Annotated in this window: 11 protein-coding genes; 1 reads left to right on the plus strand and 10 read right to left on the minus strand. The window is 36.0% G+C overall.

Features of this window, described 5'->3' with window-relative positions; translation table 11 throughout:
- The first annotated feature begins 81 nt into the window (after nt 1-81).
- Nucleotides 82-2,673 carry a hypothetical protein gene (locus tag ACN9MR_RS19945; RefSeq protein ID WP_426326297.1) on the plus strand — a complete coding sequence of 864 codons (2,592 nt, stop codon included), beginning with the start codon at nt 82-84 and terminating at the stop codon, nt 2,671-2,673.
- A 919-nt stretch (nt 2,674-3,592) separates the two neighbouring features.
- Here the strand turns inward: ACN9MR_RS19945 and ACN9MR_RS19950 are convergent.
- The 10 genes from ACN9MR_RS19950 to ACN9MR_RS19995 form a co-directional block, all read right to left on the minus strand.
- Complete coding sequence (locus ACN9MR_RS19950) at nt 3,593-4,432, minus strand: OmpA family protein (RefSeq protein ID WP_426326298.1); 840 nt, start codon at nt 4,430-4,432, stop codon at nt 3,593-3,595.
- A gap of 78 nt (nt 4,433-4,510) precedes the next feature.
- Complete coding sequence (locus ACN9MR_RS19955) at nt 4,511-5,170, minus strand: DUF2461 domain-containing protein (protein ID WP_426326299.1); 660 nt, start codon at nt 5,168-5,170, stop codon at nt 4,511-4,513.
- Between the two features lie 95 nt (nt 5,171-5,265).
- A complete protein-coding gene (locus tag ACN9MR_RS19960; protein ID WP_426326300.1) occupies nt 5,266-5,664 on the minus strand; it encodes a DUF983 domain-containing protein in 399 nt (132 codons plus the stop codon).
- A gap of 4 nt (nt 5,665-5,668) precedes the next feature.
- Nucleotides 5,669-5,941 (minus strand): hypothetical protein, encoded by a 273-nt coding sequence (locus ACN9MR_RS19965; RefSeq protein WP_057931686.1) that lies wholly within the window; start codon nt 5,939-5,941, stop codon nt 5,669-5,671.
- A gap of 120 nt (nt 5,942-6,061) precedes the next feature.
- Nucleotides 6,062-7,375, minus strand: a complete 1,314-nt coding sequence (locus ACN9MR_RS19970) for a DUF4302 domain-containing protein (RefSeq protein ID WP_426326301.1) — start codon at nt 7,373-7,375, stop codon at nt 6,062-6,064.
- Between the two features lie 15 nt (nt 7,376-7,390).
- Nucleotides 7,391-8,851 (minus strand): substrate import-associated zinc metallohydrolase lipoprotein, encoded by a 1,461-nt coding sequence (locus ACN9MR_RS19975; RefSeq protein WP_426326302.1) that lies wholly within the window; start codon nt 8,849-8,851, stop codon nt 7,391-7,393.
- An 18-nt stretch (nt 8,852-8,869) separates the two neighbouring features.
- Complete coding sequence (locus ACN9MR_RS19980; RefSeq protein ID WP_426326303.1) at nt 8,870-10,339, minus strand: RagB/SusD family nutrient uptake outer membrane protein; 1,470 nt, start codon at nt 10,337-10,339, stop codon at nt 8,870-8,872.
- A 15-nt stretch (nt 10,340-10,354) separates the two neighbouring features.
- Complete coding sequence (locus ACN9MR_RS19985) at nt 10,355-13,960, minus strand: SusC/RagA family TonB-linked outer membrane protein (RefSeq protein WP_426326304.1); 3,606 nt, start codon at nt 13,958-13,960, stop codon at nt 10,355-10,357.
- 343 nt (nt 13,961-14,303) lie between these two features.
- Nucleotides 14,304-15,464, minus strand: a complete 1,161-nt coding sequence (locus ACN9MR_RS19990) for a FecR family protein (RefSeq protein WP_426326305.1) — start codon at nt 15,462-15,464, stop codon at nt 14,304-14,306.
- 62 nt (nt 15,465-15,526) lie between these two features.
- Complete coding sequence (locus ACN9MR_RS19995; RefSeq protein ID WP_057931695.1) at nt 15,527-16,126, minus strand: RNA polymerase sigma-70 factor; 600 nt, start codon at nt 16,124-16,126, stop codon at nt 15,527-15,529.
- Nucleotides 16,127-16,280 lie beyond the last annotated feature (154 nt).

The following is a 16,280-nucleotide window of genomic DNA, read 5'->3' on the forward strand; positions in this document are numbered from 1 at the left end:
ACAGGGCATTCTTAGTGAATAGATTTCCTCAATTGTGAAATTATGATGACATTAGCGGTAGTCATCCCCATCTGTTAATTAATGAATGCTAACGATCTCCTTATCGAACTCAGGAAGTTTGTCCTTATAAAATCTGGTTTGAGAAATATCGACCCAGCTCATTGTAAGATTATTTCTGAGTATGTATTTCAAGAAACCAAAAACTATGTAAGTGAAACAACTATTAAGCGATTCTTTGGCTTTGCAAACACTTTACATAAATTCTCTTTATTTACTTTAAATAGCTTATCACAATATATAGGTTATAACGATTGGGACTCATTTTGTAAAGACAAGGAAAACCAAACTACCTCCGTTCAAAGTATCTGGCAAGATTTAAAGCTAAAAGCACATGCCATTACAGAGATATCCTTAATTGCAAATAAAAATAATTCGGGCGTTCCATTTAATGCTACCGCCAACAGAAGTTTTTTTTACCCTGATTTTGATTATTTCTTAAAAAACAACTACCAGTTTACAACCATAAGTGCTCAACCTGGTCAGGGAAAATCGATATTGCTTGCACACATGGTAGAGTATTTTTTCTTATCAGAAAATGCCCTCTATAAAAACGATATCGTATTACTGGTTAACTCTAGCAGTATTAATACCATTATCCAGAATGGAGACACTTTAAAAGACTGGTTTTTAAAAGAATTTAAATTCGGAAGTCTGACCGAGTTAATCAGTTTTTTCAAAAAAAACCCCGAAAAGAGGGAAGGCCGTTTCATTATTATTGTTGATGGAATTGATGAACATTTAGCAAGAAGTAATTATTTTAAAGTATTTATCGACTTTTTATATAGCATTGAAGAAAACAACTTTGTTAAACTCGCATTTGGCCTGCGAACGAACAGTTGGATTAATCTTCAGCCCGTTATTTACGGTTCTGCATCTTTAACTAAAGCCTGGTATACGGGCTTATTTTATGATGAGGAAACCCTAAGTAATGTACCATCATTAAATGTGGATGAGGTACTCTACACCTTAAGCAATATAGAAAACAAAATTATCAACCGGGCAGATGTAAGTTTGCCGCTATTAACTCAGTTTAAAACACCATTCTGGCTACAGGTTTATTTCAAGCTCAAAGATGAGAACCACCATCTTGAGCTGAGTAATCCTTTATTACGTTATGAATTAATTAATTATTTCTTAGAGAAACGCGTCTTTCTGGCAAAAAAAAGCACAGAAAAAGTATTTCTCCTTAAAAAAATAAGCGATAGCATTTCAGAAGGAAATAAGAAATTAAGAGTATCTAAAGAAAAAATCCTAAGTTATATCAACTGTTATCCCGATGCATACGAAGAACTTTTACATGCTGGGATCATCATCGAAGAAAAAAGGCTAAGTACAGCCATCCCTACAGAAATTGTCCGATTTTTAAACGACGATATTTATACCTATTTTTTATTTATACAGATCACTGATAAGTTTGAATACAGGCCTTGTAAATCATTTTTCGAGCATATATTAAACAGTTTCCCTGGCCGAACCTCCCTGAGAGACTATATACTTAACTGGGCAATCAGGTTCTGCATCACCAGAAACGAGATTGCAGCCTTAAAAAACATTTTCAGGCTGCCATTTACTAACAGTGAAAAAAACAGTGCTTTCGATTTTATCTGTTATGTATCTAAATACGAACTTGGCAAACCCAATTCTAACTTCAATAAGTTAAGCATTGGTGTCGATTTTATCGACATTATGGCTACGGGCCGAACCATGAGCAACCTGTATAAAGAAACCATCAAAACCATTTCAGAGAACGTACTAAATGAAGATATTCAGATTATGCTGCATGTAATAGAATGCAACGTTAATCTTATCGATGTGGATAAAGTAGCTTTAGCCAATACCATGCAGCTACTAAAGCGGAACTACAAAAGATTAAATGAGCTGTTCCCAATTAATCCTTATGATTTAATTCTTTATTTCTACAATAACCTGGTTAATAAACCTAACGAGAGTAAAACCTTAGAAGATAAAATAATAAAACTTTGCCAGGAGATAGATCAGAGTAAACCGCAGAAAAACGAAGAAATCACTTCTGCCGAAATACTCACTTACCGGTTGGTATTGATTACCTTATTTTCTCAAAAAAGCTACGCAGAATGCCACCGCTTTATCATGGCTATTTTGAGTAAGTACCCGAATATTTTCTACGTAAGATATTCCGTGTTTTCTCCTTTTTTATTGCTTCATTTAGGTCAAACCTATATCAAACTCAACTATTTTAAAAAAGCGCAACGCATTATACAATTTGTTGATAAAATCATCAGCAGTGATTACACCTATTATACCAATTTTATATTGGCCAGCTTTAGTGTGTTCAAAGCCAACTTTTACAATGCTACACACAATTACGAACAAGCACTTATAGAAACCAATATCGGCTTGGGTATTACAGGAAAGAATGATTTTAAAATGTTCGAAATTGCCTTGTTATTAAGTAAGATCGACACCCTAAAACATACCGAAGAATCAGAAGAAGTATCGAACGTAATTAAAGAACTGCTAAATTTTTTAACGGTACATAAACTCTCTATGCCAGATTATTCTAACCTAAGCAGTCATGAGTTCGAGCATACCTTTAAGATTTTAAAATCTTACCGTCGACACCAAAACCTATAAAAAAGCCATACAACTATTGTAATGCTTTTTCCAGGTGGAGGATATTCATTTCTAAGTCTAAAATGCCCTTTCTTTATGGAGCGCAATGTCAGTGCAAAACATTAAGTTTCTTCCCGTTTTACACTTTTATGCTTCACCCGGGGCTATTGGACCAAAACAGTATTTCATTTTCGGGATCGTAGCATGCACAAACCTTTGTTCCTAAACCCGATTACAGCGGGCACGGAGTGCAACGAAGTAAAGCGGGACTGCAAGCCTCCAAGAACCACAAGCTGCTCATTTCCAAATATTAAAAAATACTTTTTCACATTTGGAGCGCAGGGCCTGTACAAAACAGTAAATCTCTTCCCGTTTTACGCTTTTACGCTTCGCTTCCTCGTGCCTCGTTGCTGCAGGTAACGCTGCAGCCGGGGCTACTGGGCCAAAACAGTATTTCATTTTCGCGGTTGCAGTTTGCACAAACCTTTGTTCCTAAACCCGATTACAGCGAACACGGAGTGCAACGAAGTAAAGCGGAAAGCGGGACTGCAAGCCTCCAAGAACCACAAGCCGCTCATTTCCTAATATTAAAAAATACTTTTTCACATTTGGAGCGCAGGGCCTGTACAAAACAGTAAATATCTTCCCGTTTTACGCTTTTACGCTTCGCTTCCTCGTGCCTCGTTGCTGCAGGGTAACGCTGCAACCGGGGCTACTGGGCCAAAACAGTATTTCATTTTCGCGGTTGCAGTTTGCACAAACCTTTGTTCCTAAACCCGATTGGAACAGATGCCGATTTTCCTTCAAAATTGGCAGGAGGGAAAGCGGGACTGAAGGCTGCCAAGAACTGCTGCACCTTCATTTTCTAACCATAAAGAAATTATCCTTAAAATGTCTTGGATTTCGGTTGGTGAGGCACCAACCGATAGGGTATTATATCTTATTTAATCAAGTTATAAAGTTCATCCAGCTTAGGCGAAAGTACAATCTCTATTCTCCTGTTTTTACTTCTTCCATCTGCATTTGCATTGGTACCCAGAGGTTGAAATTCGCCTTTACCTGTAGCCGTCATTCTTACACTTTCTACCTTCTCATTCTCTGTTAGATAACGGACTACAGAGGTGGCCCTCAACACACTTAAATCCCAGTTATCTTTAATCTGCCCCAGGTTATTTATTTTCTGATTATCGGTATGGCCTTCAACAGCAATGTTTATCTCCGGTTGTTGTTTTAATACGTTTGCCAACTGCGTAAGGGCCTGTTTTCCTTTTTCATCAATAATAATACTTCCCGAAGGGAACAACAGTTTATCCGTTAGCGAAACATAAACTTTACCATTTTTAATCTCTACGGTTAAACCACTTTTGGTAAAGCCCAATAAAGCCTGCTGAAGTTTTTCTTTCAATGCATTGGTTGCCTCATCACGTTTACGCAGAACTTCTTCTACTTCTTTTAAACGTTTTTCGCGGGCAGCTAAGTCTCCCGATAGTTTGGTAATTTCTGATGACGAATTATTTTTAAGCTTTTTATAGCTCGCATCCATTTCATTGTAATTGTTCTGCAGATCGCGAAGTTCTTCAGCCATTAAGGTAGTATCCTTTTTAAGCTTACTTACTTCTTTTTCTAAATTTTCGATCTTAATTAAGCCTTCGTTAAAAGCAGTATATAGCGAATCTTTAGTACCTAATAGGGCTTTGTACTTTTTAGGCGATAATACCACGCAGGAAGTTAATGATGTAATAAAGAGAAGAACGGCAAATGCAAGAAAGGTATTTTTCATTATTTTATCTGGGGGTTAACTGGTTAATCGGTTAACTGTTTAATCGTGGCGGTTAACCAATTTATACGATTTATACAATTAACCATCTATTGCATTCCGTAAAAATGCAACTAATGGCTGTACTGTTTTAAAAGAACTTATCAACTTATTAACGAGGTTTGGTTTTAAAAATTCTTCATCTTCGATTTTTGTGGTGGCCTCGAAGCTTTTCAATTTTAAAAATTCTATATTTGGATCTGCAGGATCATACCCCTTGGGTGCATTTTTAAGTGCATTATCAAAACCCAGTTTAAAGTTTTTCTTAAAGGCTGCGTTGTTAATAATTTCTTTAAAATCGCCGATATTATAATCAATCTCTTGCCTGATCAATTTTAAATGTGGTGCATCTGGCATCCAGTATCCACCGGCAATAAAGCTTTTACCTGGTTGAATATGCAGATAATAACTGGGCTCGTTTCCCCCTTTTTTGGTGGAGAACCATATGCCGAAGTTATTTTTATAAGGATCTTTGTTTTTGCTGAAGCGCACATCACGATAAATGCGTAAAAGACACTTCTTTGGATCCATCTCGGCCGAAAGCATTGGGTCTGCTTTGGCCAACTCTGGAATAATACTGGCTACAAGCTCGAGTACATCAGCCTTTGCATTTTCATAAACTTCTTTATTATCGGCAAACCATTCGCGGTTGTTATTTTCCGCTACATCTTTTATAAAACTTAGGGTCTCTTTTTTTAACATACAGCATTACATGGGTTAACTGGTTAATCGGTTAATTGTTTAATCGCTGAATTTAACAATTAACCAGTTTATACGATTTAAACGATTAACCAATACTACTTATCGTAATAGGGTTTATACTTAATGTTCGGCGATAAAACATGAAGCAGTATAATTCTCGAATAGCGATAGTTAAACGGATACAAGATAAAACAACCTGCAAAAATAACGGTAAGGTAAGGCCAGAAAGTTGCATCGGTAAGCGGGCCGAAAACTAAATAGGTGATGAAACTGGCGAAAAGCATTTCGATTACATTCATCGCATAGCTTACATACATGGCTGCATAAAAGTAACCAGGTTCAATTTCTATGCGTTGTGCACAATGCCCACAGATTACTTTGGTATGCTGAATGTTCCAGCCATACATACTGCCTGTAAAAATATCTCCTCTGCGGCAATGCGGACACTTACAATGTACAATGGCGTAAAGTTTTGAGGTAGTTTGCTCAGACATACTTTTAATTTAAATTAAAAGGTTCCTTTTTCATATTAAGGTGCACATTCTTTTTGCGGTATTTTTTATACCATACCACACCAACAATAACAGCCATTAAATAAGGGAGAGATAAAAGATACAATACACCTGTATTTAAGCCTGCTGTTTGCGTATTCCCGTTTTTAACACCTTGCTCGGCATTAATGGTACACATCGAACACTGGGCATTAACATTGGGGCTTACCGCGAATGTAAATACCAATACAAACAGGATAAAAATTGCTTTCTTCTTCATTCACTACAAATATAAGCATAAACGCTTGGAGGGGTTTAAAAATTATGTCATAAAAAAACCTCACTTTTTAGGGTGAGGTTTATAGAGAGACTGTTAGTTTATAAAAAATTCTCTAGTGTTTTACCTTGGTCTCCAGCTGATCCAAGCTTGGGCATCTGAAACCCTAACCATATCATAGTTTTTTCCAGTATCAGATGTAGGAATTAGATACCAGTCTTGAGCACTGCCTACTGTTGCTCCACCGTACAAAATCGCTCTTGCAGCTGTCATAGCCTGAGCAATTGCAGTAGTTCCCGTAAACGTACCTACGTTGGTACCCAATGTAAATCTAGCTATTCCAGAATTGATACCAAATGGGTTTCTTGATAATGCATAAGGAGCTCCCAATGCATTGTTAACAAAAGCAATCAATCCCTCACTTGTTCCGCCAAAAACAGTTGGGCCAGCATACCATAATGTTTGATAACCAACTACATTTTTGAAATTACAAAAATCATCAACGCCATTTGCATGAAAAGCTTTATCAGAAACCCATGTACCATTGGAATTAGCAAACATCTGATTGTACCATCTTTGTGCAGCACCCATATCAAGTTTCAAAGGAGTTATTGCCTCTTTAATTTGAATAGTGCTACCATTAATATTTCCACTTACAGCTAATGCTGCTGCATCGTAAACAACATCACTTATTTGTCTAACCGTAGTTGTGCCAATTACTAATGGTTCATATAGAGTAACAAATGAACCTGAAACATAATAGTGTGAAGTTACAGTTTTAAGGTTTCCATTATCCAAATAAGAAAAAGCCAATATTTGCGCTGCGGGATCCCATTTCACCTCACATTCTATTCCTCCAATAGTTGTCCTTTTAAAATATGTTCTGATTTTAGAAGCTGTAGTTGCAACATTATTAAGTACAGTAAATATTGCATCACTTTCTGCGGCAGATTTAGACCTAATTAGAATGAGTTTGCTTTTATTAAATGTTCCTTCTAATTTTATGGTATCTGTACTTGATGATAAGAAAGCAAATTCAAAATCTGAATAATAACCGGCAGCGGTTGTACCCCCAAAAACACTCGAAGTTGGGTCAGCAATTAAATGTAACGTAGAATAGGAATCAAATAATAAGGTTGGTTTTTGCAAAGCCTTTAAACGATATGAACTTTCAGCTGACGTAGTGCGGTAATCTGCAGCCATCGTTATTCTATTCTTATCATTAAAATTGAATAGAAAGGTAGCTGGTGTTTCATTATCTGTTAATAAATATCCTTTCCAACCAAATTGTGCACTAACTAATTGTGCCTGGTATTCTGCTAAGGTTGCAGATAGTCTTTCATCCGTATTTCCAATAAGCGGCTCCGTTGGATCTTTTTTACAAGAGCCGAAGGCCAATGAAAGTAAGAGTATATATAATAGATTCTTTTTCATCATTTTTGTTTTAAATTATTACAATGTTCCAAATAAGTAAGAAGTTGGATCTGTAGTTTTTACAAGACCGCCGAATATGCTTTTCGATTGCGGTACAATGTCATCAACCCAACGAATGCTAAATTGTTGATTATTAAAATAAGCCAACAAAGTTGGAATATAGGTTTCTATAACTCTTGCATTACCATAGGTTACTGTAGTTGGTTGAGGGTTTGCATAAGTCATTGTAATAGTTCCGTTAACATTGTTGATGTTATAATCGAAATCACCATTGAAACCAACACCCAAAGCGGCGGTAGGATCCATAAAGTTGACTCTTAGAGTAACTTTATTAGCCGCAGTAAAAATCAATGAAATATTATCTATATAATATCCTTTATTGGTTTGTGGATTACCCGCCTGAAGAGTTGTATTTGCAGTATTATAAGCTGTTAAGAATTTAGCTGACAAACCTGTCAATTTTTGAGGATTTACGGTAATTGTACCGTAAGTTTTTCCTGGACCTAGTAAACTATTAAAATCTGCGGTTGGGGATTGTGCTTCAATTGCGGCCTGTGTTCTAGTCTGTAAATCAGCCAGATCTATCCCCCAACTATCTTTCATATAAGAAATTACGATAGCTTTTTTTCTTAGCAACTTAGATCTAGCATCGGTGTTTTGTTCATAAACACCTTTACCATTTCTTTTAATATACAAACCGTCGTAAACAAAAAGATTGTTGATAATATTATCAAAATTAGCAGCGCCACCTTCCAGTAATGTTGATAGCGTCTCAACAAAATCATCATCTTTATTTGATCTTGAGTATGGTGTTACAAAGCCCTTACCCCAGAAATCATTTTCATACAGTATTTTATCTAGCGCAGCTGTAGATGAATAAGCTCCTCTAAAAATATTAAACCATGTAGCAGTATAATCTGACGGCGTTATCCTTTGATAATCAGGTGTTACAGCAATGTTCTGATTTAAAATATGCCCAAACTCATGGTGCATAGTATGTAAAATTTGTTTAACCGCAGGTTTATTTGCAGGATTAAAAGTGTTTAAATCAAGTAATACAATTTTTCTGCCTGCTTCCGCTGTTCCCAAAGTGATTGTCCCATTACTATTGTAAGATGGACTCCCCGCTAAATAAAACTGTTTTTGCGTATAAGTTTTCATAAAGTTTGCACCTTTTACAGCAACATAAGGATCAATCCAAGTTTTCTTTATGATATCCATTATAGGCACTACTAATTCCTCTTTAACTGGAACAACATTTTTGTAGATTTCACCTAATTCAGATCGATCCCATTTATACTTAACTTCTATATTATATGGAGTTGTATAATTTGCACTAATCCACTCATCTATTGGACCCTTTGTCCAGGTATCTCCTCCAAGGCCAACCAGGTTGGCGCTCAAATCGTCTTTTTTGCTACATCCTGCTAAAAAGATTGTTGCCAAAGCAACTATGGATAATAATAATTTCTTTTTCATAATATTCTTATATTATAACTAACGCGGATTAGCAGTCAAACCAGCCGCTATAGCATCTTGTGGAATTTGAATTAATCTTTTTGGATCATTTACACCTAGGGAAATCGTAGTCTGACCATTTGCAGACACATGTGATATTGGAATTTTTAATCTTACAATATCTAGCCATCTTAAACCCTCATGCATATATTCTTGACGTTTAAAATTCAGAATAGTTCCTACTAACGCATCTTTTACGGTTAACGTTGGGAAGAATGATGTTGCTTTAGTTTCAGTGAATTTGTCAGCAGTAGCAGAATAACCAACAATTCGTTTTGATAAATAAATATCAAGATCAGCAATTGCTTGACTATTATTACCCAACATGGTATTTGCCTCTGCTCTGTTAAATAATACTTCTTCTGCCGTTAATAAAGGCACCATGTTATAAGCATCTCCAAAATTGGCGCTGATGGTTTGTTTTACAAAATGTTCTCTAAATTTTGGAATATTATAAACGGTTTCGTTACCTCCAAAGATTTTAGTTGTCATGGCTAAGGCTTTTCCAGTTGGGTTATTACCTGCATTAAAAACCGTTGCTCTTACACCAGAACTTAATCCAAAATTGTAGCCGGCATAGTTTCTCCCCCAATAAGAATTAGCCTCTTGTAACAATAAATTTGATGGTTCCGTAGAATTCGTATATAGCGCTTGTAATTCATAATATCCTAATACATTATAGGTAGTATTCCATGCTCTCAAATTGTCTGCAATCGTCGTTCCTGGAAAAACCGCATTTGCGTGGTCAATTACCTTTTGGTAATCTTTCTTAAATAAATAAAACCGGGTCGCAAATGCATGAGCTGCTTGTGTAGTAAAGTGATACTTAGGAACTCTATATGAATTGTTTTTAATTAGAGGTAAGCCCTCCAATAAATCCTTTTCTATATTAGCATAAACGCCAGCAACAGTTCCCCTTATGTAATTACCTTCAACTATTTTCTGTGGCAATGTTACATATGGAATTCCAGGATCAGACTCTGCAGTTGCTGGATCGTAGGCTTTAGCAAAAAAGGTTACTAACATGAAATGCACGTACGCCCTTGCAACTAATGCCTCTCCTCTACTTGCAGAATATTCTGCAGTATTGCCAGCCTTATCAATTGCCTCCAATGCATAATTTGCTGCAGCAATAGCTTTATAACAAGAATTCCAATAAAATGGCGGCGTGTCTTCCGACGTAGCATCTATCTGATCTATATAATTCCATGGAGAAGAATTTGGTAAATCTCTACCTGTTGTACCTTTATCACCAGCATTATCGCTCATTGCCTCTGCAAAGGCAAGATAATTGCCGTGTGGGTAGGCGTTTGCTAATAATTCGGCTACTTTAACTGAACTGTTTAACTCAGTTCGATCATCTGGTTGATGCTCTAAAAATTTCTTGCAGCTCGAAGATAGCAGCAAGCTTGAGCATGCGATATATATGAATATTTTATTCTTTTTCATTTCTTTTCAATTTAATTAGAATCCAACTTTTAGAGAAAGCGTATACTGTTTTGGAATTGGTAACGCTACACCACCTGAGGCAAAAAATTCCGGATCCTGTCCTTTAAGTTTTTTATCAGAATAAATCAACCAAAAATTATTCGCCACTGCACTTATTGATGCATTGTTTGCGCCAATAGTTTTTAGGATTCTTGCAGGCAATGCGTACGACAGCGATAATTGTTTTAAACGAATAAAACTTCCATCTGCCACCCTAGCTGTTGAGTAGTTATAAGTATTATAAGGATAGGTTCCGTCAATATTAGCTGCTGCTTCAACATCAAGAATAGATGGGATGTTTGTTTTCAATTCATCTCCTGGTAATGTCCATCTATCTTTGAACTCATTAGGCAAGGCATCTAAATCTGAATAAGAAGTGGCAAACACAGGGTTTAGCCTAATTTTATTTCCTGCAGAGAAAGTAAATAAAGAGCCAAAAGTAAATCCTTTATAACTTACACTATTGTAAAAACCACCTGTCAATTTTGGGTCTGTTGGACCTTCATACTTTAAGTATTTAGTTTCAAGGCTCTGCATATAAACATCACCACTTTTCTCACCCTTTTCATTGATAAATTCAGGAATTCCCGTATCATGATTTAAACCCGTAAAATCTACAGAATACAACCCACGGTATGGAAAGCCTTGCAGTGGTCCACCATCTGCAGTTACCAAACTGAATATACTTTGAGGGCTTGAAAGTTTAGTAACCTTGTTTTTGTTATAGCCAAAGTTAAAATTACTTCTCCAGCTCCATTCGGTAGTTTTAATAATAGGCCCACTTAATGTTACCTCGATACCTTTAGTATTCATATCAGCATAATTCGCAGTAGTTAAATACTGCCCGCCAATTCCTGAAGTTCTTAATGGACTGATTAAATCGAACCCGTTCCTGTTATATAAATCAACGGTTATATTTAACTTATCTTTAAAAAAGCCCAGATCAAGACCAATGTTAGTCTCATATTGTTTTTCCCATGTTAAATCGCGGTTCTCAATATATTCGATATTCATAACAGATTCAGTTTCACTCGTATACGGCCTTAAAGAACTTCCATTCCTTAAAACTAATGCCGAGTTGGTAGCACTACCCAAACTTGCTGTTAAACCATATGTCGCTCTAATGGTAGCACGGTTTAAAATCTTCATCAGTCTTTCATTTTCGAAAAACTTCTCTCTATCTATATTCCAGGCACCAGAAATATTCCAGGTAGGTAACCACCTAGCAGTAGCTGAACTTCCCAACTGATTTGAACCATCATATCTACCAGTAGCATTAAATGAATATTTACCATCGTAGGAATAGGCCGCCCTTGTCATAAATGCGGCGAAACGATCGTATCTATGATTCATTGAATAATAATTCAAATTATTCAATGTAGCCTGTTTCACAATATTTGGATCAATAAATGGAACTCCGCCTTTATCGTATTGATAACCATAACCAATCATGCTCCTGGTTTGGCGATCAGCCATTCTCATTTCCTGAAAAGCATAAACATTAATTAAGTGTTTCTCATTGATGGTGTTATCATACTCTATAGAGTTCCTAACCATATACGATTTAAGAAAATCATCAGTTGTATTATAAAACCCACCATAAGGAAGCACAACAACAGGTTGTAATTCTGGATGTTCGGGATCACGGAACAAGAATCGATTATTATCTTGAATATAAGAATCGCCATTCGCTCTATAGGCATTTGCCATATTAGAATTTTCTTTTACTTTATGTTCATTCCCACTTTTTACATATCGCATCGATGCTAAGAAATCGTACTTAAAGTGCTTCACAAACTTATAGCCCAAACCACCCTGGAGTTTAAAATCCAACATACTTAAGTCCAACGAATTATTATCCAGCTCATTCAGAATATTAAAATTGGCAAAGTTTCTTGTAAAGTTTTCCCTGTTCCCGTTTTGGTCAAATGCAGTTAAAGTTCTACTTGTATTTAAGGCATAGCTAAAAGGATTAATATCAAAATCTCTAGAGTATGTTCCTTCAACAGGATTACTAACACGGCCCACGGTTCCAGGAGCCTTTTGGTTGCGGATTGATCCTGTAGTAATAAAATTAACTGAAAGTTTATCTGAAAGATTAAATACCGCATTAACATTTGCAGTATAACGTTCTACATCATTTCCAATAGCCCAACCATTATCGTTTAAATAACTGGTTGAAAAATACAGCTGAGATTTTTCAGTTCCTGATGAAACACTAATGGCGTGCTCTTGCATTAAGGAATTTTTGAAAAGTACATCAAACCAGTCTGTATTTGCAGTTGCGTAGCGAGATAAGAATGAATTTCTTGCTTCAGGGGTATTTGCTAAAGCAAATGTACCAGAACTTGCATCGTATGTATTAATTAACTGATACATTTTGGTAAAAACACCTCCGTCTGCAGCTCTCGAAGCACTAGAATGATTTAACCATCCTTTGCGTGCCAGCTCTGAATAAACAGACATTTGATCAGAAGAATTCATAATATTATAACTGTCATACGTTGGCTTTAAATAGGTAGAAAAATTACCTGTATAAGAGATTAATGGTTTACCAATTCGTCCTTTCTTTGTTGTTATAACCACAACACCGTTCATTGCGCGTGCACCATATTGTGCAGTCGCAGCCGCATCTTTTAAGATATTGAATGATTCAATATCGTCTGCGTTTATACCAGCTACAGAGGATCCAATCAACGTACTTACATCTCCTGATGATAACTGTTCATTAGAGATATTAACAACATCCTCCAAAATCACACCATCAACTACCCATAATGGTTTATTATCTCCAGTAATTGAGGTTGCACCACGAACACGGATTTTTGGTGCAGCTCCAAAAGTACCAGAAACATTTTGTACTGAAACCCCAGCTACACGACCTTCGAGCATACGACTTACGTCCGTAATACCATCTTGTTTAACATCAGCTCCTTTTAGTGCTGTGGCAGCTCCGGTAAATAACTTCTTGTTTAAATTCTGATAACCTGTTGAAATAATATTTACATCTTTAAGTTCATTTGCATCTTCTTCTAATACTACATTTATAGAAGTTTTAGATCCAACTTCAACCTCTATTGTTCTATATCCAATAAAGCTAAAAACTAATGTGGCTCCTTCTTTTACTGAGATAGAATAATCACCAGAACTATTTGTTGATACAGCATTCGCTACCCCTTTTTCTCTTACACTTACACCCGGAAGTACTGCACCATTTTTATCTTTTACTTTTCCGGTTACTTTAACAGCAACAAAATAGCCTAATACTTTGTCAAAAACTGACTTTTCCTTTAATTTGATTAGAATAGTCCTGTCTTCTACTGTATAGGTTAGCTCTCTACCTGAAACAATTTTATTCATCACCTCTTCTACTGTAGAATTATTAAAATCTACATTTAATGTAGTTGAGGTTTTAATTTTATTGGTCGATAAAAGAACGTCATAACCAGATTGTTTTCTGATCTCTCTAAAAACCTTTTCGAATGTTACATTTTTTTCTTTCAACGTAACCAGCTGGCCAAATGAAGCTGCACTAACCTGCACGAGCGAAGCAAGCATTATGACTGTAATTAACTTCATCATTCGTAAAAATTTAGGTATGTAGCCTGGAGGCGTACATAAATTTTTAATATAAATTTTGTACATTTATTAGTCTGTTTTTGTGCGAAGCGCAATTAAGTTTAGACGCCAAATAGCGTTTCGCGGTTAATCCAAGAAATAATTAATTAATCGGCTCCGGTGTACCGGAACGAACGAACAGGTAAACAGAAGGGGTGTTAGTAGCACTCCTTTTTTGTTACCCTTGTTCTTGATAAGGCTAGATGTTTTGTCGAGGTATCTTCATAGTTTGATTAGGTTAATTAGTTGATTAATTTAAGATCTTTTATTTTAAGACAAAGGTTAGTCACGCCCCTGTCTGCTGGTTCTATTCTTTATAAACTATAATTTTATTGGCCTTAATATCAAAGCGGACCTGGCCAGTTTGTTCTAGCTTTGTTAATACTTTCGATATTTTCTCAAAACGGCTTACCGTTCCATAGTACATTACATTTTTTGCATCTGCATCTGCGTATTCCACCTCAACATTATACCAACGCGCAACTTTACGTAGAATACTTTCCTGTCTTTCATTGTCGAACATAAAGTATCCATTTTTCCATGCTATTGATTCATCTACATTAACTTCCTTTACATCAATGCCAGAAATAGATACTAATGATTGCTCTCCTGGCTTTAAGATTTCGCTTTCATTGGTACTTTTATGAGAAACACGTACACTTCCTTCAAGCAAAGTAGTTTTAGTTACAAGTTCATCTTTATAGCTATTAATATTAAAATGCGTACCCAATACCTCAACAGACTGCTTATCGGTTTCTACAATAAAAGGATGTGTTGCATTTTTGGCTACTTCAAAATAAGCTTCGCCGTCTAATTTAACAACACGCTGTTTAGCGGTTCCGATATTTAACGAATACTGAATTGAAGAAGCTGCATTAAGCCAAACTTTAGAGCCATCGGGCAACTGGATTTGCCACTCGCCACCATTTGGTGTAGTGATGGTATTTAATCTCTCATCACTTACATTTTCTGATCCAGCTACATTATACACCAACTGGCCCTCAGCAGTTTTGGTGATAGAGAAACCTGCTTCTTTGGCAACATTGCCATTCATTGCATCTGAAAGTGAAATTTTCTTTCCATCGGCCAAAGTAAGAATAGCTTTATTTTTTCCAGGCGCCACATCAGTAGCAAAAACATGTTCTTTCTTTTTCTGTAAAGAGAGGTAAGCGGTGAACGAAAACACGATAAAAACAACTGCAGCGGCAGCCCATTTTAAGCTCTTCATTAAAATCCGCTTAGGCGATCGGATTGGTTTGTCTACCGCTAGAATCTTATTAAGAACCGGACTCCATTTTTCCTCAACAACATTAGGCGCATGCTCTTCTTCTGCAATAATCATTTTCACGATTTCGTCAGAAAGCAATGATGTGCTGTTTTCTGCTAAAAATAAAAGTTCTTCCCTTTCGGCCTGGCTTAAGGTCTTAGCTGTAAACTGTTGTAAGAGATAATGTATACGTTCTTCCATAAAGATTCTGATACTAAGAAGCAGCAAAAGAAAATTAGGACTATCGGGATATTAATTTTTTTCTATTTTATTTTCAAAAAGAAGAAAACTATTGGGAAAAAGAATACAATCCCGTGTTGATCGAGGTGTATACGTATCGATTTAAGGGCAATTACAAGGGCATTTTTAACAGTATTAGGCGAAATATTAAGCATTTCTGCAATTTCAGGTATAGTTTTACCATCACGTCTGCTCAATTGGTATATATTTTTACGTTGATCAGGTAATTTTTCGACAGCAATTGCAATAATTTTTGTTACCTCGTTTAAATTAATAGTTTCTGCGGTATTGTTATGGCTATTTTGTTGTTTGGCCACAAATGCATCAACAACTCTATCTTCTTTTAATTTTTTACGCAGGTAACTTAAACATTCATTAGAAACGTATTTATATAGATAAGCCTTCACATTCGCTACATCTGATAACTTATCCCGATTTAGCCAAACCCTTAAAAATGAATCTTGAATAATTTCTTCGGCGGCATCATCTGATTTGGTAAACTTAGTGGCAAAAATTTGGAGTACAGGAAGGTATTTGAAGAACAAAACAGAAAAAGCCTGCTCATCCCCTTCTACGATTTTTTCTATAAGCTTACGTTCATCTTCTATCCTTCCTGGCGCCATAAATTAGTCGATCTACCTGCTCACCTACAAATTTATAAGTGTTTTTTGTGAGATGTAATATACATAAAAGTGAAAAAAAAATTGGGTTAAAACAAATATCTTCGGTCGGCAAAACCGACTATAACTAAAAAAGCCTTACATTTTAAGTAAGGCT

This window comes from Pedobacter sp. R-06 (genome assembly GCF_049913135.1).
In the GTDB taxonomy this organism is placed as follows: Bacteria; Bacteroidota; Bacteroidia; order Sphingobacteriales; family Sphingobacteriaceae; genus Pedobacter.